Source organism: Pseudoalteromonas rhizosphaerae (assembly GCF_028885455.1).
Taxonomy (GTDB): Bacteria; Pseudomonadota; Gammaproteobacteria; order Enterobacterales; family Alteromonadaceae; genus Pseudoalteromonas; species Pseudoalteromonas rhizosphaerae.
Map to the genome: position 1 here is coordinate 849,658 of NZ_CP118496.1, position 21,463 is coordinate 871,120.

Below are 21,463 nucleotides of genomic sequence, written 5' to 3' on the forward strand. Positions count from 1 at the left end.
TGAACGCTATTTTTGGCATTATGGCACCTCATCTATTATCTATTTTTTAGCGCTGCGTAAGCTATGTTTAGCGGCAAAGGAATAATATGCATATTCATATTTTAGGCATTTGCGGCACCTTTATGGGTGGCATTGCAGCGATAGCTAAGTCGCTAGGTCATACAGTCACGGGCTCTGATCTAAACGTATATCCGCCAATGAGCACGCAACTTGAAGAGCTTGGTATTAAATTAACCCAAGGCTACGATGTCTCTCAGTTAGAACCTGCACCAGATATGGTGATTATTGGCAATGCAATGAGTCGTGGTAACCCATGTGTTGAATATGTATTGGACAAGGGCTTAGCGTATACTTCCGGCCCTGAATGGTTAAAGCATAATTTATTACAAAACTCCTGGGTACTGGCGGTTGCTGGAACTCATGGTAAAACCACCACTGCAAGTATGCTGGCATGGATTTTAGAATTTGCGGGTTTAAAGCCAGGATTCTTGATCGGTGGTATCGTGCAAAATTTTGGTTTGTCGGCACGGGTTGGCGAAACGCCATTTTTTGTTATTGAAGCTGATGAATACGACACTGCATTTTTTGATAAACGCAGTAAGTTTGTTCATTACTTACCGCGCACACTGATTTTAAACAATCTTGAGTTTGATCATGCTGATATTTTTGAAGATTTAAACGCTATTAAAAAACAATTTCATCATTTGATGCGTACACTACCAAGTAGCGGCAAAGTTATTTGGCCACAACAAGACGATGCTGTGCAAGATGTGATTAACCAAGGTTGTTGGAGCGAAAGTGAAACACTGGGCGCTGATTGGGGATATGAGCTGATTAATGCCGATGGCAGTGAATTTGCAGTGTTACTCAATGATGAATACCAAGGCTCAGTAAAATGGCAAGCGTTTGGTGAGCACAATGTTAAAAACGCTATTATGGCTATTGCTGCCGCGCGCCATGTCGGGATTGCAATTGAACATAGCATTGCAGGGTTAGGGGAATTTATTAGTCCTAAACGTAGGATGGAGCTAAAAGCCGATATTGCCAATATTAAAGTGTATGACGACTTTGCTCATCACCCAACAGCTATCACTACAACGCTTGCTGGGTTGCGTGCAAAAGTAGGCAATGAAAAAATTATTGCGATATTAGAGCCGCGCTCAAACACTATGAAAATGGGTGTACATCAACATACGTTATTGGCGTCATTAGCTGATGCTGATGATGTGTATTTATTCGAGCCAGATAATTTAACCTGGTCATTAAGTGAGCAGGCCAAACAGGCTGGTATGTTATGCTTGAGTAATACAGATGAGATCGTTGAACAAGTAGTCTCCCAAGCGCAACCGCAGCAACATATTTTAATCATGAGTAATGGTGGCTTTAATGGCCTCCACGACACATTGATAACAGCTTTGCAGCATAAATTTATCCAGCAATAAACCGGAGCGACAGTGCAATATAAAGAAACCATAACGCTGGCCTTTAGTGGTGCGTCAGGCGCGCCATATGGCTTACGATTACTTGAAGTATTGCTCGCGCAGCAGTTTCGCGTGTATGTATTGATCTCAAGCGCGGCGCGTGTAGTGCTAGATACTGAATCAAACATTAAATTATCAGCCAATGAAGATAAAGCCACCGAACAATTAAGTAGCTTATTTAAAGCACAGCCAGGACAGTTACAAGTATTTGGTAAAGATAACTGGTTTAGCCCTGTGGCATCTGGCTCTGCAGCGCCGAAAAAAATGGTCGTGTGCCCGTGTAGTGCAGGCTCTGTCTCTGCAATAGCGATGGGGGCCTCTGATAATTTATTAGAGCGCGCCGCTGATGTCGTGATTAAAGAGCGTGGTCAGTTAATTTTAGTGCCACGAGAAACGCCATTTAGTGAAATCCATTTAGAAAACATGCTAAAGCTCGCAAAGCTCGGGGTAACAATTATGCCAGCTGCACCAGGGTTTTATCATCAACCGCAAACTATTAATGACTTAGTTGATTTTATGGTTGCACGTATTTTAGATCATTTAAATATTGCACACACACTAACTAAACGTTGGGGTTATGGGGAGGGTAAATCATGAGTAAAGCATTGGCTTTGAATATTGAAGGCCTGACCAAGGTATATAAAAATGGTGTTGAAGCCGTTAAAGGCGTTGATCTAAAAGTATATGAAGGTGATTTTTTTGCCTTGTTAGGCCCAAATGGCGCGGGTAAGTCAACTACCATTGGGGTAATCTCATCATTGGTCAATAAAACCAAAGGCTTAGTAGAGGTGTTTGGTCACAACATAGATTCAGATTTAGAAGCCGCTAAATCACAACTAGGCTTAGTGCCACAAGAGTTTAACTTTAGCCAGTTTGAAACGTTGACGCAAATACTGGTAAATCAAGCGGGTTATTACGGAGTTCCCCGTAAGGTGGCGCATCAACGAGCGGATAAATATTTAGCGCAATTAGGCTTACTTGAAAAGAAAGACAAACAAGCACGAACACTATCAGGCGGTATGAAACGTCGTTTAATGATTGCTCGCGCGTTAATGCATGAACCAAAACTGCTAATTTTAGATGAGCCAACCGCCGGTGTTGATATTGAATTACGCCGTTCGATGTGGGATTTTTTAAGACAAATTAATGAGCAGGGGGTGACGATTATTCTCACCACCCATTACTTAGAAGAAGCCGAACTGCTGTGTAAAAATATCGCGATTATTGATTCCGGCATTATCGTTGAAAACACCACCATTAAAGCACTGCTTGCCAAACTAGATAAAGAAACCTTTATTCTTGATTTAAAACAGCCTGTCCAGCCAGTTACCGTTACGCTTGATGGTTATAAGTTTACTATGGCTGATGATCATACTATTGAGGTTGAAGTAGCCAAGTCACAGGGCTTGAATGCAGTATTTACAGCATTAACCGAGCAGGGCAATACCGTGCTTAGCATGCGTAATAAAGCTAATCGATTAGAAGAGTTGTTTGTAGGTTTACTAGAGCAAGGGCGGGGCAAGTAGATGTTTAAATATGGCGTAGCCTTAAAGAGTTTATGGTTTAAAGAGTGCATTCGATTTTTGCGTATCTGGGTACAAACACTCGTGCCACCGGCAATCACTATGAGTTTGTACTTTGTGATTTTCGGTAATCTTATAGGCTCTCGTATTGGTGATATGGGGGGCTTTAGTTATATGGAGTTTATTGTACCGGGTCTTATCATGATGTCGGTGATCACTAATTCGTATTCTAATGTGGCATCAAGCTTTTATTCAACCAAGTTTCAAAAAAGCATTGAAGAGCTGTTAGTTGCACCAGTGCCTAATTATATTATTGTGCTTGGCTATATGGGTGGCGGCATGACCCGTGGCATGCTGGTAGGATTAATTGTTACGTGTGTGTCGTTATTATTTGTTGATATTCAAATCCATAATATTTTTGTGATCATCGCGACAGTAATTTTAACTTCTGCGGTATTTGCTTTAGGCGGTTTGATCAATGCTATTTATGCTAATAGCTTTGACGATATCAGTATAATTCCGACCTTTATTTTAACGCCATTGACCTATCTAGGTGGTGTGTTTTACTCAATCACTTTATTGCCAGAGTTTTGGCAAGGCGTATCGCAGGTTAATCCAATTATTTATATGGTTAATGCCTTTAGGTATGGTTTCTTAGGCGTGTCGGATGTTGATTTAACTGTCGCATTTGGCGTGTTGTTATTATTTATTACAGCCTTATTTATATTAGCTTTAACGTTAATTAAAAAAGGTGTGGGGTTAAGACACTAATGAGTGATGCAAATTCACGAAGTATTGTATCGAATCAACAAGGCTTACATGAAAAGCTGGATGATATAGTTAACAAGCATTTAACTGCCCAGTTTAAAAAACCCATTGCAGCTCATACGCAAACGGCGTTTGATCAAGTAAATGAAAAAGTGCAGGCTTTTAATGGGCCCATTATTTTAGATTCGTGTTGTGGGGTAGGTGAAAGCACGGCTAATTTAGCTAAACGCCACCCTGATGCGTTAGTTATAGGAATTGATAAGTCATCGCATCGTTTGGATAAGCATGATATTGAATATAAACAAACCGATTCAGGTCAGTACATTTTAGTGCAAGCCGATTTAAATGACTTTTGGCGACTCGCAGTGGCGGCTAATTGGCAACCCACACATCATTATTTGCTGTATCCAAATCCGTGGCCAAAAGCGAAGCATATTCAACGTCGCTGGCATGGCGCTGCTATTTTTCCATTTATCGTTAAATTAGGTGGGCTGTTAGAAGTTCGCAGCAATTGGGATATTTATGTTAAAGAGTTTGCTCAAGCACTGAAGCTCACCGGACACGACTGCACAGTCGAACTTTATCAAAATGACCTGGCAGTTACGCCATTTGAACGTAAATATTGGGCAAGTGGTCAACAAAGTCACCGTTTAGTGATTAATTTAAATGCTGGCTCGAAATAAAAATTAAGTGTTTTATAAGTTAATGTTTTCGTTTATCTCTTAACCTGAGTTCAGGTTAAGAGATTGGATACGGTTGATTTTTATTTGCAGTAATATGTGGCACAGGCTCGGCAAAGTAATTGCCTTGCATTAGCGTCACATTTGCTTTTTTAAGCGCGTTGGCGATAGGTTTACTCTCTACATGCTCAGCAATTAGCTGTAAGTTGAGTTGCTTTGCAAAGTTGGCAATATGCTCAACATATAGATAAATGTCTTTATCGTGAATGATCTGTCTGATCAAACTACCATCAAGCTTAATACCATCTACTTCTAATTTTAGTACATTAGAGATATTCGAATAACCTGTACCAAAATCATCAATTATTACCCGTATACCACGATTTTTAACCATGGTTATAAATGCTTTTACTTCAGAAAAATTTGCGATAGCTTCGGTTTCCAATAGTTCTAAGGTAATATTACTCGGTAGTGGATAGCGTTTAAATTCGTTTTCCAAAAATTCAGCAAGGCTTGGATCAAGCATATCTTGGGCTGTAATATTGATGCTCCAGCACGTACTGGTTTTTCTAAATCGTGCAAAGCATTGTGTGAGCATAGTGCGGGTGAGCATGCCATCCATGCGAGAGCGATTAACGACATCTAAGAACGATTCTGGTTTAAGAATTTCACCATGGCAGGTGATCATTCTAGCCAAACATTCATACTGAATAATGGCATTCGTTTCATTATCATAAATTGCCTGAAAATAAGGCACAATTCTGTTGTTCTCAAATGCTTCACGTACTTCTTTTGCCATTGCTACATTATACTGATATTGGTTTTTTACATCATGTAGTGCGCTGGAGTAATTGACCACAGTGTGGCGTCCCTGCTTGGCTTGTAATGCGGCAATATGGGCATTTTCAAGTAACATTGATTTATTGCCACTGGCGATGCCTGCGCACAAGGTGATGTATATAAAAGGGTCGGTAAGTAATGGGGTACTGCAATTATAGGCTTGGATCACCTCGAGAAAACCTGCATTATCTTTACCCAAAGGAGCGATGAGGACTATTTTGTTGGTCGTTAGACGAAACATCTGACTACCCGCAGGGCGGCGCTTTTTGAAGTGTTGCAACAAGTTTTTCATAACGCGGTCGCCTACTTCAGTACCATAAAAACTGCTTATATCTTCAACTTCATTTACCCAAATAACAGCAAGTTGCAGATGATGATTAGGGGAGTTTTTAATATAATATTCAAGTGCAATATGATTGGCAAAGCCACTACTGGTATCGGTTGAAATTGCACGTTTCAATAAATACACATAAATACCGGCTACCAACAGAGCAATAAAAAAGAAAAAAATGGCCATGCCCGCAGCTTTAGATACACTTTGCGCTAATCGCTGATTGAGATCGTATATGGTGATATCGGCCCCTGTTAAGTAGGTGACTCCATTGGCATCAACGAAAGGGACAAAAATTGTTTTAAAATGTCCCCATTGATCTTTTGATATTTCAAACACCGGCTCTGTTGAATAAAATGCGCCAATATTAGCGGCAGTTGCTTCAGGGTAAAGATCGAGTAATTGGGTGATTCTACCGGTATTTTGATCGTTTTGAGTGTAACTCGATGCACTAAAATGTACATTACCGTCTTTTAATATCATGGCGTACACATAAGCGATATTTAACGCATTAGCAAACTCTGAAAGTTGCCGACTTTTTTGTTGGTATTCGGTTGATGATATATATTGGCCTGCATTGATTTTTTGATGATAGTCATCACCAAGTATATGCTTGACACTTAATGCCGCATTGAGTAATCGAGTATCGACGCTGTGCATAATATCGTTACGGGTGCTGTTGTAGGTGTAATAGATGTAGCTTAATAAACTGATAAAAAACAGTATGAAACCCGCGATTATCCAATTTGTCCGTAAATTTGTATTTATCATGCTCTTCCTTGATTTATTAGCCCTTCTATTATACAAAAAAAGGCTGTATCGCCTATAAAAATATAGTTAGCCAAATTAATGATAAATATTAATCAACTTATCATTAATTTGTCATGCAATTGGCTACTTTTGTGGCTTTATACGAGACATTTCTACTCTATTACAGTAAAGTTAACGCATTTCATAGAATCATTGTAGTTTTGGCGTTATTAGCGATGGAGTTCATTGATATGGATCTTCAGCTAAACAAAGCTACATTCACTGGGTATAAAGATGGATCAAAAGCGTTGTGCCGTCGCCTCTAAAGAAACTCTGATGCGTATATTTACTGTGCCTGAAGCACCAGACTCAACTTTGAGTAAAATCGAACTTGAGATCTCGAGCAATTTAGCAGGTTTTTTGAATGAGAACATAGCGGCAATTGAAAAGCCATTGCATGAGATTGAAAAAGATTTTCAATCGGCAGCGATCCCAGAAGATCCGACTTTTGTATCTGCTTATGCGCAAGATATTATGGAGCAACTTGTCGCTCATTCAGTGCATACCGCTGCGCCAAGCTTTATTGGGCACATGACGTCAGCATTACCGCATTTTGTATTGCCACTTTCTAAGTTGATGGTTGGCCTTAATCAAAACTTAGTAAAAATAGAAACTTCCAAAGCATTTACTCCGCTTGAGCGCCAAGTGCTTGGTATGATGCATCATTTGGCATACGGGCAAGATGACAGTTTTTATAGCAAATGGATGCACAGTGCGAAAACGTCGCTAGGTGCTTTTTGTTCGGGTGGCACAATCGCGAATATTACCGCATTGTGGATTGCTCGTAATCGCTTACTGAAAGCGGACGGCGAATTTAAAGGGATTGGTTCACAAGGTTTGATCCGTGCAATGTTGCATTATGGATATAAAGGCCTTGCAGTACTTATTTCCGAACGTGGCCATTACTCGCTAGGAAAATCAGCTGATTTACTTGGCATTGGCCGTGATAACTTTATTGCCATTAAAACTGCAGATAACAATAAGGTTGATGTTGATGCAATGCGCGCCAAAGCCCATGAGCTAGCAGCGCAAGGTATAAAAGTGATGGCGATTGTTGGGGTAGCCGGCACGACTGAAACCGGTAATATTGATCCTCTTGATGCTATGGCTGATTTAAGCGCTGAACTCAACTGCCATTTTCATGTAGATGCAGCATGGGGAGGAGCTACGCTGCTTTCTAGTACATACCGCTCGTTACTAAAAGGCATTGAGCGAGCAGATTCAATTACCATCGATGCTCATAAACAAATGTATGTGCCAATGGGCGCTGGGTTAGTGCTATTTAAAGATCCTACAGCTACGGATGCTATAGAACATCATGCAGAATATATTTTACGTAAAGGATCAAAAGATTTAGGTAGTCATACGCTTGAAGGTAGTCGTCCTGGTATGGCGATGTTAGTGCATGCTTGCTTACGCGTTATTGGCCGTAAAGGCTACGAAATCTTAATAGATAAAGGAATTGAAAAAGCCCGTTACTTTGCTGATTTAGTGAAAGCAGATGACGACTTTGAGCTGATCTCAGAACCTGAGTTATGTTTACTGACATACCGTTATGTGCCAAAACAGATAAAACAAAAAATAGCTCAAGCAGATGAACAAACGCGTTTGGATATCTTTGCCTCGTTAAATCGTTTTACTGCCAGTATGCAAAAACGCCAACGTGAAGCCGGTCGTTCATTTGTGTCCCGTACCCGTTTAACTCCCGCGCAGTATGATCATCAACCTACAGTGGTATTTCGAGTCGTACTTGCAAATCCGCTGACATCAGAGAGTATTTTAAAAGATATACTTGCTGAGCAAAAAGAGCTGGCTAAAACAGATCCTGTATTTAAGAAATATCTTAAGAAATACATGGACTGAGCAGTAACAGTTGCGTTATTCCCAGGTTGCGTGGGGATAACGCAAGCAGCACTTTCTTTGTTAGCTAAAACACGATGTTCTGATCATTTCAGTGATAATATGTTGAGATGGTTTAATTTTTTCCATCGCCAAAAATTCATCGGGTTGGTGAGCCTGATTAATTGAACCCGGTCCCATCACAATCGTTTCACAACCCAATTGTTGAATAAATGGCGCTTCAGTACAGTAGTTCACTGCAACTGCTTGCTCTCCTGATATTTTTTCTGCCAGTTTAACTAATGCCGAATCAGTACTGCCGGTAAAAGCGGGGATTGGCTCGTGCATATCCATCACACTGACTGAATCTGGATATTGGTTATTGATCTCTGTAGCTATTTTTAACAGCATCATTTGCAGTTCTTGCACACTTAGACCCGGTAAAGGGCGCATATCAATATGCATTTCACAGCAGCCACATATGCGATTTGCATTATCGCCACCATGAATGTGTCCTAGATTTAAAGTAGGGTAAGGAATAATAAAATGCTCAACTGCATATTTATTCTTTAATTGCTCTTTTAAAGTTAACAGTTTTGCAATAACTTTATGCATCACTTCAATGGCATTTAAACCACGTTCAGGATCAGAGCTATGTCCGGAACGACCGACTACGCGAATCGCGCTGCTCATATGTCCTTTATGTGTGAAAACAGGTGTCATATCAGTAGGTTCACCAATAATACACCGAGCTGGCTTTAAGTTTTTATGCTGACAAACTTGCTGTGCACCGGCCATGGTGGTTTCTTCGTCGGCAGTAGCTAGAATCAAAATTGGCTGTGTTTGAATATTCTCATCTAGTTCACTGATTGCTTGCAATACAAAAGCGAAAAACCCTTTCATATCAATACTACCTAAACCATATAATTTATTGTTATCTTCACTTAATTTAAACGGATTATAGTTCCAACGACTATCATCAAATGGGACTGTATCGGTATGACCGGCAAGCATTAAACCACCATCTCCCTGGCCACGTTTTGCGAGTAAGTTAAAACGACCTTTAGGGCCCGACAACTCAGTAATTTCACATTCAAATCCAAGACTTGTACACCAAGTAGCTAATAAATCAATCACCCCTTTATTGCTCATAGACAATGACTCATCCATGGCACTAATTGAAGGTGCAGCAATCAATTGCTGATACATAGATAAAAAAGACGGTAATGACATAAAAAAATCCAAAATAAGTATTCAATCTAATTGCATAACAATATAAAAGTATTTATGATGAATATCAATTCACTTTTTAAGCATAAATATATTAAAGCGACGCAATGAATATAAAACGACGATAACCAGATTTCATTCATAAAATAGTGTTTTATGCACTGTTAAACCCGATTTGAATATAAATGTAGTAACAAAAAACCAAAAAGAGTAACGAATGAAAGTAGTGATTATTGGCGCAAGTGGCTATAGCGGCGCAGAATTAGCAAGTTTGGTAGTAAAACACCCGCAATTAAACTTAGCTGGTTGCTATGTATCTGAGCAAAGCTTAGATAAGGGTAAATTATTAAGTGACTTGTATCCTGAGCATTTAGGTTTGCTTGATTCTCCTTTATTGCCTCTTAGTGAGAGCGCCTATAACGATATTGAAAAGTCGGCCGATTTTGTATGTTTGTGTACTGATCATAAAGTGAGTGTTGACTTAGCGCCACGTTTTTTAAGCATGGGCAAAAAAGTATTTGATTTATCGGGTGGCTACCGTTTAAGCAGTAATGAAGATTATCAAACTTATTATGGTTTTGAGCATCAACATACGGAATTACTAAGTGAAGCGGCTTACGGATTGGCTGAATGGAATAGTGAAGCAATCGCTAAAGCGCATTTAGTCGCTGTGGCTGGTTGCTATCCAACAGCAGCGCTGAATGCGTTAAAACCTTTGCAACAAGCCGGCTTATTAGCCGAGCAAACCATTATTATTAATGCTGTATCGGGTGTAACCGGTGCGGGGCGTAAAGCTAGTGTAGCCACGCATTTTTGTGAAGTGTCGTTAGCACCTTATGGATTGTTTAATCATAGACACAGTCCTGAGATTGAGCAGCATTTAGGTCACAAGGTGCTATTTACGCCGCATTTAGGTAATTTTCCACGCGGTATTTTAGAAACTATTTATGTGCAATTGAAACCTGGAGTTACACCAGAGCAAGTTACACAAGCTTATCAAGTGCTTGCTGATGAGCCACTGATCAGATTGCTTGGTAATAAAATGCCATCAATTAAAGGAGTTGCAAAGCAGCCTTACGTTGATATTGCATGGCAGCAGCAAGGTACGCAGCTAATTGTGATGGCAGCTATTGATAACTTATTAAAAGGTGCTGCAGGGCAAGCATTGCAGTGCATTAATTTAGCCATGGGTATTGTCCATAGTACAGGTTTAAAAGGGTAGTTAGTAATGCAAACATGGGTCATTAAACTCGGTGGTGCAGTACTCAATACAGAAGACGCGGCTAAAGCGTTATTTGAGGCGCTTGCATCGCAAACTCAAGCACAATTTGTCATCGTTCATGGTGGCGGTTCACTAGTTGATAATTGGTTGATTGAGGCTGGTTTTGCTAGTGCGAAACATCAAGGTTTACGCATCAGTCCAAAAGAGCAAATGCCTTATATTGTTGGCGCGCTTGCTGGGTGTGCTAATAAACAATTAATGAGCCAAGCAATTATCGCAGGTCATAAACCCGTCGGGCTTAGTTTATACGAAGCGGGCGTTATTTCGTCACAAAAACTCAAAGCGCTTGGTCAAGTTGGTAATTGTGACGGCGGTGTGCAAAGTGTGATACCGGAGTTATTAAAACTTGGTCGTTTACCTCTGGTCAGCTCTATCGGCTTTGGTGAAGATGGCCTTTGGTATAACGTAAACGCTGATGAAGCGGCGGCGGCAATAGCTAAAGAGCTTAATGCGGAAATTATTTTTATGACTGATGTAGAAGCTGTACTTGATGCAAATAAACAGCCGTTACATCAACTTGACACAAACCAGATCAATACTTTAATTGCAGAAGGAGTAATTTTGGGTGGGATGGAGGTCAAAGTAAAGACCAGCCTTCTTGCTGCCCAGCACTTACGACGTGGCGTTTACATTTCGAGCTGGCAAAAGCCAGAAAACTTAATTGCTCTACTCGCGGGGGAGCACGTCGGAACAAAAATTACACCATAGGTTTTATATGTTTAATCATTTTTTATCGGGTCTAGAGTTAGACCAACAAGGCGCACTTAAATTACTTAACTTAGCGCAAAAAATTAAAGCAAACCCCGCTGATTTTAGTCAAGCACTGGCTGGCAAATCGGTGGTTACTTTATTTGAAAAACCAAGCTTACGTACGCGTTTATCATTTGATATAGGTATTAATAAGTTAGGTGGACATGCGGTGTATCTTGATTCACAAAATGGCGCCATGGGCGCACGTGAATCAGTAAAAGACTTTGCATTGAACATTGCCAGTTGGGCTGACGGTATTGTGGCGCGGGTATATCAGCATAAAACATTAACCACACTTGCTGAATTTTCAAGCGTACCTGTGGTCAACAGTCTGTGCGATTTATATCATCCATGCCAAGCACTTGCTGACTTTCTAACACTGCAAGAAGTATATGGCGATGTAAGCCAGCTAAAATTAGCTTATTTAGGTGAAGGCAACAACGTAACGCATTCACTGATGTTACTTGCGGCTACTTTAGGCACAGATTTTGTTGCCGTATGCCCTAAAGGTAGTTCACCAGACTCGCAAATTTTAAAGCAGGCTGAGCAAATTGCCGCAATGAATGGTGCATCAGTGATGGTGAGTGATCGTGTTGAAGCGGCTGTAGGCGCTAACGCAGTGTATGCCGATACATGGGTATCAATGGGCGATGATACGCCACTTGAACAAGTAAAAGAAAAGTACATGCCGTATCAATTAAATGCGGCGTTGCTTAAACAGACTGGGGCTGACACTGTACTGCATTGCCAGCCAGCACACCGTGAATTTGAAATTACTTCTGAGGTAATGGATGGTCCGGCGTCAAAAATTATACAACAAGCAGAAAACCGTATGCATGCGCAAAACGCATTGCTTGTTTCATTATTAAATCCAAATTTTGTGTAAGGTATCACCAATGAGTTCTATTAAAAAAGTTGTATTAGCCTATTCTGGTGGTTTAGATACGTCAGCCATCGTGCCATGGTTAAAAGAAAACTACGGTTGTGAAGTTATCGCGTTTGTTGCCGATGTAGGTCAAGGTGCTGAAGAACTTGAAGGCGTTGAAGCAAAAGCGATCGCATCTGGTGCGTCTGAATGTTATGTAGTTGACTTAAAAGACGAAATGGTAAGTGATTATATTTACCCAACGTTAAAAACCGGTTCAATTTACGAAGGTACTTATTTATTAGGTACGTCAATGGCACGTCCTATTATCGCTAAAGCGCAAGTTGAGATTGCTCGTAAAGTAGGTGCTGATGCACTTTCTCATGGTTGTACTGGTAAAGGTAATGACCAAGTGCGCTTTGAATCTTGTTTTGCGGCCCTTGCGCCTGATCTTCAAGTTATTGCGCCATGGCGTGAGTGGGACTTATCAAGCCGTGAGTCATTACTTGATTACTTGGCAGAGCGTAATATTCCATGTTCTGCATCGGCAACTAAAATCTACAGCCGTGATGCAAACGCATGGCATATTTCTCATGAAGGTGGCGAGCTTGAAGATCCGTGGTGCCAACCAAGTGAGCAAGTGTGGACTTGGACTAACTCACCAGAGCAAGCACCCAATGAGCCTGAATTTGTTACCTTAAACGTGGTTGAAGGTGAAGTTGTTGCTGTCAATGGCGAGCAGCTTAAACCGTATGATTGTCTAGTTAAACTTAATGATATTGCATCCCCACATGGTGTTGGTCGGGTTGATATCGTTGAAAACCGTTTAGTGGGCATGAAATCCCGTGGTTGTTATGAAACCCCTGGTGGCACAGTGATCATGGCGGCATTACAAGCGATTGATGAGTTAGTACTTGATAAAGCAAGCCGCAAATGGAAAGAAGTACTGGGCGGCGAGTTTTCACATTTAGTATATGACGGTCGTTGGTTTACACCACTTAAAGATTCAATCTTAGCGGGCGCAGAAGCGTTATCAACTGTGGCTACTGGTGAAGTTATTCTTAAGCTTTATAAAGGCCAAGTAACAGCGGTTCAGAAAAAATCACCTAATAGCTTATACAGCGAAGATTTTGCTACGTTTGGTGCAGATGATGTTTACGACCAATCGCATGCTGAAGGCTTTATTCGTTTATTCTCGCTTTCAAGCAGAATTTCAGCACTAGCGAAGAAGTAATTTTACTACAGCCCCGTAACAATAAGGCGGGGCAATTTCAGGGTTTGGAGAGATTTCATGGCATTATGGGGCGGACGTTTTTCTACGGGTCCAGATGAGGCGTTTAAACAATTTAACGACTCACTTCCCTTCGATTATCAACTCGCAGAGCAGGATATAGTTGGCTCTGTAGCGTGGGCAGGTGCCCTTAAGCAGGTTGACGTATTAAGTAGTGATGAACACAAAAAGTTAGTTGCTGCGTTATATGAATTACTCGACGAAGTAAAAGCTGATCCACAAGCTGTGGCAACGTCAGGAGCTGAAGATATTCACTCACATGTTGAAGCTGCATTGATCGAAAAAGTGGGTGACTTAGCTAAAAAATTACATACCGGACGTAGTCGTAACGATCAGGTCGCTACTGACTTTCGTTTATGGTGTCGTGATACCGCCGCTCACATACTTACGGCGCTTGGTCAGTTAAAAGGTGAGTTTATCGCTTTAGCTGAACGTGAGCTGGGCACTATCTTACCTGGTTATACCCATTTACAACGTGCTCAGCCATTGTTGTTTAGTCATTGGTGTATGGCTTACGTGGAAATGATCGAACGTGATGAAAGCCGTTTAGCAGATGCTAAAGCGCGAATGAATTTTTGCCCTTTGGGCAGTGGGGCACTTGCCGGTACTGCGTACCCAATTGATCGGCAAGCACTTGCCGTGGGGTTAGGTTTTACCGCTGCGACTAAAAATAGTTTAGATGCCGTATCAGATCGTGACTTTGTGGTTGAGCTATTAAGCTGTGCATCAATCTCTATGATCCATTTATCGCGTATGTCAGAAGATTTGATCTTTTATAATTCGGGTGAAGCGGGTTTCATTGAGTTAGCAGATAATGTTACTTCAGGCTCATCATTGATGCCACAAAAGAAGAACCCCGATGCGCTAGAGCTTATTCGCGGTAAAACAGGGCGTGTATTTGGTGCCTTTAGTGCCATGATGATGACGTTAAAAGCACTGCCACTTGCCTATAATAAAGATATGCAAGAAGATAAAGAAGGCTTATTTGATGCCATGCCAACGTGGCTAGCTTGTATTCATATGGCGCAAGCGTGTATCAAAGGTATAAAAGTAAATGGCGATCGTACTTTAGCCGCTGCTAAGGGCGGGCATTCAAATGCGACAGAGCTTGCTGACTATTTAGTCGCCAAAGGGATCCCTTTTAGGGAAGGTCATCATATTGTTGGTGTGTTGGTACAAATGGCTATCGCACAAGGGAATAACTTAGAAGATTTAAGTTTAGAGCAATTCCAATCGGTGCATAGTATTTTTGCACAGGACGTATATGCTGTACTAGAGATAGACGCATGTATAAAAGCGCGCCAAGCACTTGGTGGTACATCTTTAGAGCAAGTTACAGTTGCAGTTAAAGATGCCAAAAAAAAACAGCAAATAACAGTTCGTGACGCTAATCTTGACGATGTAGAGTCAATTGCTAAATTGATCCAGCACTGGGCTACGGTAGGTGAAAATTTACCGCGTGCTAAAAGCGACATGGTACATTCAATCAATGAGTTTGCAGTTACCGAAGTCGCTGGAGAAGTCGCGGGCTGCGCATCATTGTATATTTATGATACTGGTCTTGCTGAAATTCGTTCACTAGGGATAGATCCTGAAACAGGTATTACTGGGCAAGGTCGTCAGTTAGTTGAACATTTATTAGTTAAAGCCAAAAAATTGGCACTCAATCGCATCATTGTTTTGACGCGAGTACCTGATTTCTTTGAGAAACAAGGTTTCACATTCTGTACTAAAGACAGCTTACCGGAAAAGGTAATGAAAGATTGTGAACTGTGTTTACGCAGAGACAATTGTGACGAAGTCGCAATGGAATTTATTTTAAAGCTAAGTACGAGTACGGAGATCCCGTGTAAAAACGTGGCTTAAAATCCCTGGATATAAAAAGCGTACGGTTATCCCTGTGCGTTTTTTTATGTTTTGCTACATCTGGTATGACCTGTTGTATTGGTTAGCTGTAGCAAATAAAAGATCAAAAAAGATCGTTTTTTTAAATGTTGGATCAGTAATTGCTTATTACTTAGGTGTAAGATGGCTCAGCGTGAGTTCATCTTTAAAAGCGCCAAGCTGTTATCAGAGCGTTAAAAACAGTGGCTTATTTAATAAGTCATTTTATTCAACATTTATTGAAAGGATTAATCTTATGCAAGTTACAGCTAACAGCCAATTACAAATGCAAGCATATAATAATATGCAACAATCAAAGCCAGCACTTGAACAAAGCGCTAGTAATAAAACCCTACAATCTGATACAGTGTCTATATCTAATGAGGCTTTGTTAGCATCAAAAGGCGAAGCTGAAATTCAACGCGGTGGTGGGATTATCGTATTAGATCCTGATAAACGCCCTAGATAGATAACTATGAGTGACAGATGTATTTAACAGAACATTTTGGTTTATCTTTAGGTGCCCTTGTCGTTTGGGGTTTCATGATGGCTTTCTTTTTCAATCTTTTTTTATGGGTAGCTGATTTAAAAAGAGATAATGTTTTATTAATTACATCTTTTGTTGCTTTTGTATCTTATTTTATAAGTGATCATCTATTTACTTGGTTTGAAACTTCGGGAATTTATCTTCAATGGGCGCTTTATGATATTGCAACATTGGCAGTAATTATATTTGGTGCTCTTTTGGCTCGTTCAGGCTTAAAGTCAGCAGCATTTACGTATGTTATAACAGGTCTTTCAACGAATACATTTCTTTTCTTTTGTATGTATTACGATCTTCATATTATTGAAAATACAGAACCTTGGTTCCTGTGGGATATATATTCTTTCGGTGTGAATATCATTGATTTTACAATGATAGTAGCCTTGATTGTCGATCGTGACATTTTAGGTTTAATTAGGCTTAAAAATGCAATTAAAGCATTATTTAAAACACATCACGTAAAACACTCCATTTAGCTTATGTTTATAAATGACGTAGTTGGTCCGTACATCGGTGTATTTATCGAGTGGGGATTCTTAATGGTCTTTTTATTAAATTGGGTACTGTACATAAATAACCCCAATAAAAGCATAGTAATACTTTCATTTATAATGGCCGTTTCTTATATAACGAGCGAGCACTTATATTTAGTGTATTCAACTTATTTGAACTGGTTTATATACGATTTACTCACTCTTACATGCATTGGGTTATTGATCAGATATCAAAAGATTAGCCCCTCTCCAGTTAATTGCTATATTGTGTGTGGGCTTATCTTAAATGCCATTTTAATTACCGCAATTTATTGCGATATCTATGTGCGATCAAATTCTGAGCCTTGGTGGCTTTGGTCAGTTTATTCTTTTGGCGTTAATATATGCGATGTGATGATGATAACAGCCTTAGCTATAAATAAAGATTTTTTAGGCTTAAGCAAATTATTACGAAAGGCTCTGATAATCAAAGGCCTAAATAAACATCAGGCCCTTGTTTAGAACACTTAAAACCGATATTCCCAGCTGGTTTTTAATGCGCTGTTGGTATCAGACTCGTTAGCAAGTTCGTCTTTATACACTGAGCCGCTGATCTTCCATAAACCACTAAAAATAGCCTGCTGATAACCAAGCTCTAATTGTAAGCGTTCAAACGTTTCAGCGACTTGAGTCAAGTCGGTGATGTCAGTTTTAAACCAACGTAACTTCGCATAGCCGCCATAACCGTTTATAGTATGATAATGCGCACCTAATACTGCTGATTTACTTTGTTGTGGTGTTGCAGAGCCAATTAAGCGGTCTTTATGATTATAGGCTTGGGCATAGTTCGTAAAGCTTTCATTAGCCTCATTACAGCTAAGTTGGGCCGTACAATCTTGTTGGGTATTTGAATATTCAAAATAGGTTTTTAATAACTGTTTTTGATCACCAAAAAAACTCTCTACACCAAGGGTATAAAAAGGATCACTGGGCGCAATACCACTGTCATTTTTACCCATTAGCTCAGTATAAAAAGCAATCGGTTGATTGGCGATGCTGGTTGAGTACTTAGCATCTAAACTGGTTAAGCGTTGCTTAGTTGTTATCAGTTCGAGCGAATTGGGAGCTATTTCTGTGCTGGTTAAATAGTCAGAGCCCGCTGAGCTAAATGCAACCTCAAGCCCCGCAAGTGGAGTGCTGGCAAAGCGCATAGCCCAGTAGTCGCCTTTTTCACCATTACTTAAATGTGGTTTTTGTTTTGCGTAAATCCCAGTTAACTGCCAGTTACCAATGAATGATAGCCAGCTTGGTCCCACGTATTGTGTGTTAGCACGGTTAATTCTTAGCCCTTTCATTGGTGGGGCATTATTTGACAGTAGTAACGCATTGTCGTTACTAGGCCCCCACCAATGGCTTACTTGTTCGGCGCTAACAGACCAATTGCCCATTAATACTGCCAAGTAGCTGCCATGATAGTTTATGTGTTCATCATCTAGTGCCTCATCAGCGTAATTAACACTGACTTTGGCGCTAACACGGTCGCCAGTGATAGAGCCATAGCTATTTATACCACTTTTTTGTTGATCGCGCTTACCAAAGCTTTGTTGCAAAGCTGGCTCACTATTGTAGTTAAGCCTGACACCAGAGCTACTGCCTTGTTTAGCTCTATCTAAGGCATGTTTTACGTGTTGATAAGCAAATTGACTCTGTGTTGATAAACTGCTGCTTTCAATTGTACTTAAATCTCTGGCAATACCTTGCCACATTAGGGGATAACTATTGATCGGTTGTTTAATCACACCTTGGTTAAAGAGCATTTCAATTGAAGCGCGTAATAAAGGGTCGTCACTTTCAATCCAAGGTGTTGCAAACGCCGGTGTAGCAATGGCAATTAAGGCGCTTAAATAGATATTTAACTTCATCCGTGTAACTTTTCCTGCAATGCTTTTACTACAATAGGGTGTACAAACTCACTGACATCGCCTTTATGACGGGCTACTTCTTTAACGAGGGTTGAAGAGATAAATGAGTTTTTTTCAGCTGGGGTTAAAAAAACACTCTCTAAATCAGGATTTAAACGACGATTCATATTGGCAAGCTGAAACTCATAATCAAAGTCAGACACAGCACGAATACCGCGGATCAACACATTCGCACTATGATCGCGTGCTAAATCAGCTAATAATCCAGAAAAGCCAATAACACTGACGTTATCTAAATGAGTGAGTAAACTATTGGCAATTGCTACCCGCTCATCAAGGCTAAAGCAGGGTTTTTTACTAGGGTTGTGAGCAACTGCAACAATTACAGTATCAAACATTTTAGCTGCCCGCTGGATCAGATCTGTGTGTCCATTGGTTAATGGATCAAAGGTACCAGGGTAAATTGCGGTGACTTTCATAAATATCATCTTAGTGTTATTTTGAGGGTTATATTAACAGTCTTTGTTGTCCAGATCAGCCTGCAAATTGCGACTGCATATTTTCATTTGTAAATGAGTTTATTTCAATAAGAAACAATAACTACGAATTATGGATTAGAAATTTTCAAGGTAGTATTTTATTGGATTATATTTGTATATACTGCGCGGCTAATAATACTGAGTAAATTATGGTCATTTACTCTAATAAAAATAATCAGAGTCGCAGGATATGAGTACCAAAGATAAAATAATTACAACTAGCATAATGCTATTTAACCAACATGGCGAGCGCGCGATAACAACCAATCATATCGCTTCTCACATGGGCATCAGTCCAGGTAATCTTTATTATCACTTTAAAAATAAAGAAGACATTATTCGCCATATTTTTGCATTATATAGTAAGCATTTGCACACTCAGTTTGTGCCAATGGAAAAGCAGGATGAAGCATTGACACACTTAACTGGGTATCTTGATGCTTTGTTTGAGTTGATGTGGCGTTTTCATTTTTTCTATGACAATTTGGGTGATATTTTATCTCGCGACGAAGTACTGAAAAAAGACTATATTGAGTTCCAAGCAGCTTTGTTAAGCCAAGTGCGCGAAATTGTAATTGGCCTGCGTGAAGTTGGTATGATCGCAATTGACGATGAAGATGCTGTTGAGCTTGCTCACATGCTAAAAATTACTGTCAGTTTTTGGACTCCTTACATTAAAGCTAGACGGTTAAGCGGTGAGTTAATTCAGCAAGATATTTATAATGGTATCTTAAAAGTGTTAGCACTTTTTAAAGCATTTGGCACCGAGCAAAGTATCCCAAAAATTAACTTGTTACGCGAAAAATACAGTAAATTAGCGGCACAAGCAGAGCCTGTTTAATTAAACGCAGCGGTTGTTTATTTCCTAGACGTTAGATTTTTTGTTATAATCCCGCGCCCAACACGTGGGTGCGTGAATCCTAAATATTGTCTAACGAGTAAACTATGCTTAAATTTATCGTCAAACTCCATCCTGAAATAGCCATTAAAAGCCGTTCTGTGCGAAAACGTTTTACTAAGTTGTTAGAGAACAACATTAAAATTGTATTACGCAAGCTTGACGAAAAAGTACAAGTACAAAATAACTGGGACAATATATCCGTCGTAACTAAATTAGATGACGCGCAAATGCGTATTGATTTTATCGATGGCTTACAACGGATCCCAGGTATCGTGCAGTTTATTGAAGTGACCGAAACTAACTACGAAAACCTGCACGATATTTACGAAAAAGCGCTAGATATGGTTGGTCACACTGTTGTTGGCAAAACATTCTGTGTGCGTTGTAAACGCCAAGGTAAGCATGATTTCACTTCTACCGATGTAGAGCGTTATGTTGGGGGTGGGTTAAATCAACACGTCGATGGCGCCAGCGTAAGACTGAAAAATCCTGAAGTAACTATTCGCCTTGAAATTAAAGATGATAAAGCTTACGTAGTAACGCACACCCATCATGGTATGGCCGGTTTCCCATTACCAACGCAAGAAGATGTCTTGTCGTTAATGTCAGGTGGATTTGACTCGGGCGTTGCTAGTTATCAAATGATCCGTAAAGGCGCTCGTACGCACTTTTTGTTCTTCAATTTAGGTGGTGCAGCGCACGAGATTGGAGTTAAACAAGCCAGCTACTATATCTGGAAGCAGTTTAGCTCAACCCATAAAGTTAAATTTATCAGTGTTGACTTTGACCCCGTTGTTGCCGAAATTTTAGAAAATGTTGAAAACAGTCAAATGGGTGTAGTTCTCAAACGTATGATGATGCGTGCAGGCAGCCAAATAGCTGAAAAAATGGGGATTCAAGCGCTTGTTACCGGTGAGAGTCTAGGCCAAGTTTCAAGTCAAACATTAGCCAACTTAAGTGTGATTGACCGTGTTACCGAAACGCTTATATTACGCCCGCTGATCCAACACGACAAACAAGAAATTATAAACATCGCTCGTAAAATCGGCACCGCAGAAATGGCCGAAACTATGCCGGAATACTGTGGTGTGATTTCTAAAAAGCCTACAGTTAAAGCTAAAATTGCCGTAGTAGAAGCTGAAGAGCAAAAGTTTGATTTTGATGTGCTCAATACTGTTATTGAAAACGCACGTATTATGGATATTCGTGACATTGACGTCGAAGCTAAACAAGAGCTAAAAGAGGCAGAGTCAGTTTCTGATTTACCAGCTGATGCAGTTGTTGTTGATATTCGCTCGCCGGAAGAAGAAGATGCAGCACCGCTTGAAATTGATGGGATAGAAGTTGTGCATTTGCCATTTTTCCGCTTAGCGACCAAATTTGCAGACCTACCGCAAGACAAAGACTACTACTTATATTGCACTAAAGGTGTAATGAGTCAGCTACAGGCGCTTATTTTACATGAAAATGGCTTTGCCAATGTTAAAGTTTATCGCCTGTAAGGTTGATA

The 21,463-nt window shown here is 40.2% G+C and carries 19 protein-coding genes; 15 read left to right on the forward strand and 4 right to left on the reverse strand.

The features are described from left to right. The first annotated feature begins 86 nt into the window (after positions 1-86). Genes mpl through trmB form a run of 5 tightly spaced genes read left to right on the forward strand, consistent with a single transcriptional unit; the run spans position 87 to position 4,455 of the window. Complete coding sequence (mpl, locus tag PVK79_RS03770) at positions 87-1,442, forward strand: UDP-N-acetylmuramate:L-alanyl-gamma-D-glutamyl-meso-diaminopimelate ligase (protein ID WP_145235101.1); 1,356 nt, start codon at positions 87-89, stop codon at positions 1,440-1,442. Positions 1,443-1,454: 12 nt separating this feature from the next. Beyond that, positions 1,455-2,078 (forward strand): flavin prenyltransferase UbiX, encoded by a 624-nt coding sequence (locus PVK79_RS03775; RefSeq protein ID WP_145235103.1) that lies wholly within the window; start codon positions 1,455-1,457, stop codon positions 2,076-2,078. Continuing rightward, a complete protein-coding gene (locus PVK79_RS03780) occupies positions 2,075-3,007 on the forward strand; it encodes an ABC transporter ATP-binding protein (protein ID WP_145235104.1) in 933 nt (310 codons plus the stop codon). Before PVK79_RS03775 ends, PVK79_RS03780 begins: the two co-directional genes overlap by 4 nt. Continuing rightward, on the forward strand, positions 3,008-3,775 hold the full coding sequence (locus tag PVK79_RS03785) for an ABC transporter permease (RefSeq protein WP_145235106.1): 768 nt from the start codon (positions 3,008-3,010) through the stop codon (positions 3,773-3,775). Beyond that, positions 3,775-4,455 (forward strand): tRNA (guanine(46)-N(7))-methyltransferase TrmB, encoded by a 681-nt coding sequence (trmB, locus tag PVK79_RS03790; RefSeq protein ID WP_145235108.1) that lies wholly within the window; start codon positions 3,775-3,777, stop codon positions 4,453-4,455. The genes PVK79_RS03785 and trmB overlap by 1 nt, the downstream gene beginning before the upstream one ends. Positions 4,456-4,510: 55 nt before the next feature. Here trmB and PVK79_RS03795 read toward each other — a convergent pair whose 3' ends face one another. After that, a complete protein-coding gene (locus PVK79_RS03795) occupies positions 4,511-6,394 on the reverse strand; it encodes a bifunctional diguanylate cyclase/phosphodiesterase (protein ID WP_145235110.1) in 1,884 nt (627 codons plus the stop codon). Between the two features lie 273 nt (positions 6,395-6,667). On the opposite strand from PVK79_RS03795, the gene panP reads away from it, so the two are divergent. Next, positions 6,668-8,296 carry a pyridoxal-dependent aspartate 1-decarboxylase PanP gene (gene panP / locus PVK79_RS03800; RefSeq protein ID WP_257325331.1) on the forward strand — a complete coding sequence of 543 codons (1,629 nt, stop codon included), beginning with the start codon at positions 6,668-6,670 and terminating at the stop codon, positions 8,294-8,296. Positions 8,297-8,356: 60 nt separating this feature from the next. On the opposite strand, the gene argE is transcribed toward panP, so the two are convergent. Next, positions 8,357-9,505, reverse strand: coding sequence for an acetylornithine deacetylase (gene argE, locus PVK79_RS03805; RefSeq protein WP_257325332.1), 1,149 nt, complete (start codon positions 9,503-9,505; stop codon positions 8,357-8,359). Positions 9,506-9,719: 214 nt separating this feature from the next. On the opposite strand from argE, the gene argC reads away from it, so the two are divergent. The 7 genes from argC to PVK79_RS03840 all read left to right on the forward strand — a co-directional run bounded on the left by argC (position 9,720) and on the right by PVK79_RS03840 (position 16,594). After that, a complete protein-coding gene (gene argC, locus PVK79_RS03810; RefSeq protein WP_257325333.1) occupies positions 9,720-10,724 on the forward strand; it encodes an N-acetyl-gamma-glutamyl-phosphate reductase in 1,005 nt (334 codons plus the stop codon). Positions 10,725-10,730: 6 nt separating this feature from the next. After that, on the forward strand, positions 10,731-11,492 hold the full coding sequence (argB, locus tag PVK79_RS03815) for an acetylglutamate kinase (RefSeq protein ID WP_257325334.1): 762 nt from the start codon (positions 10,731-10,733) through the stop codon (positions 11,490-11,492). Between the two features lie 7 nt (positions 11,493-11,499). Further along, the gene (locus PVK79_RS03820) at positions 11,500-12,420 is read left to right on the forward strand and encodes an ornithine carbamoyltransferase (protein WP_145235120.1); all 921 of its coding nucleotides are present in this window, start codon (positions 11,500-11,502) and stop codon (positions 12,418-12,420) included. A gap of 10 nt (positions 12,421-12,430) precedes the next feature. Continuing rightward, positions 12,431-13,633, forward strand: coding sequence for an argininosuccinate synthase (locus tag PVK79_RS03825; RefSeq protein ID WP_182735354.1), 1,203 nt, complete (start codon positions 12,431-12,433; stop codon positions 13,631-13,633). Positions 13,634-13,690: 57 nt separating this feature from the next. After that, entirely contained in the window at positions 13,691-15,556 is a 1,866-nt protein-coding gene (gene argH / locus PVK79_RS03830; protein WP_182735353.1) for an argininosuccinate lyase, read from the forward strand. Positions 15,557-15,830: 274 nt separating this feature from the next. Then, complete coding sequence (locus PVK79_RS03835) at positions 15,831-16,043, forward strand: hypothetical protein (RefSeq protein WP_182735352.1); 213 nt, start codon at positions 15,831-15,833, stop codon at positions 16,041-16,043. Between the two features lie 17 nt (positions 16,044-16,060). Continuing rightward, on the forward strand, positions 16,061-16,594 hold the full coding sequence (locus PVK79_RS03840; protein ID WP_182735351.1) for a hypothetical protein: 534 nt from the start codon (positions 16,061-16,063) through the stop codon (positions 16,592-16,594). A 524-nt stretch (positions 16,595-17,118) separates the two neighbouring features. On the opposite strand, the gene PVK79_RS03845 is transcribed toward PVK79_RS03840, so the two are convergent. Further along, positions 17,119-18,513: a capsule assembly Wzi family protein gene (locus tag PVK79_RS03845; protein WP_257325335.1), complete on the reverse strand. Its 1,395-nt coding sequence runs from the start codon at positions 18,511-18,513 to the stop codon at positions 17,119-17,121. Further along, positions 18,510-18,992, reverse strand: coding sequence for a pantetheine-phosphate adenylyltransferase (gene coaD, locus PVK79_RS03850; protein WP_145235133.1), 483 nt, complete (start codon positions 18,990-18,992; stop codon positions 18,510-18,512). Before coaD ends, PVK79_RS03845 begins: the two co-directional genes overlap by 4 nt. 250 nt (positions 18,993-19,242) lie before the next feature. Here coaD and PVK79_RS03855 point away from each other — a divergent pair, with 250 nt between their 5' ends. Further along, on the forward strand, positions 19,243-19,893 hold the full coding sequence (locus PVK79_RS03855; RefSeq protein WP_257325336.1) for a TetR/AcrR family transcriptional regulator: 651 nt from the start codon (positions 19,243-19,245) through the stop codon (positions 19,891-19,893). A 104-nt stretch (positions 19,894-19,997) separates the two neighbouring features. Then, a complete protein-coding gene (gene thiI / locus PVK79_RS03860; protein ID WP_257325337.1) occupies positions 19,998-21,455 on the forward strand; it encodes a tRNA uracil 4-sulfurtransferase ThiI in 1,458 nt (485 codons plus the stop codon). Positions 21,456-21,463 lie beyond the last annotated feature (8 nt).